The organism is Citrobacter sp. TBCS-14, from assembly GCF_005280805.1.
GTDB lineage: Bacteria > Pseudomonadota > Gammaproteobacteria > Enterobacterales > Enterobacteriaceae > Citrobacter > Citrobacter gillenii.
In genome coordinates this window covers 1-220 of the sequence record NZ_SZWM01000219.1, presented here as the reverse complement: position 1 = coordinate 220, position 220 = coordinate 1, and the positions used below count along the sequence as shown (strand labels likewise).

1 protein-coding gene is annotated in these 220 nt (G+C 51.8%); it reads right to left on the bottom strand.

Going from position 1 to position 220, the window contains the following annotated elements; translation table 11 throughout:
* Positions 1-220, bottom strand: a 220-nt coding sequence (locus tag FDX22_RS12195) for a phage major capsid protein (RefSeq protein WP_146717259.1), incomplete at both ends; no start/stop codon positions are given.

Sequence of the window (220 nt, the reverse complement as noted above, 5' to 3'; positions counted from 1 at the left end):
GCCTCAATATCTACGCCGCTGTCCTGCAGCAGTTCATTGGAGACGCGGATAATTTTGGATGACAGTTTTTTAGCCCCCAGGATTGCGGTGCCGAATGTCACATCCCCCTCCGTTGCTGCAGCGTTTTCTGCAAGCAGTTCCCCCTCCTCAGCTGTACCATCAGAAGTGGACCAGGTAATATCCTGACCGTTTGAAGTATTGAGGATTTGCGCAACGCTCA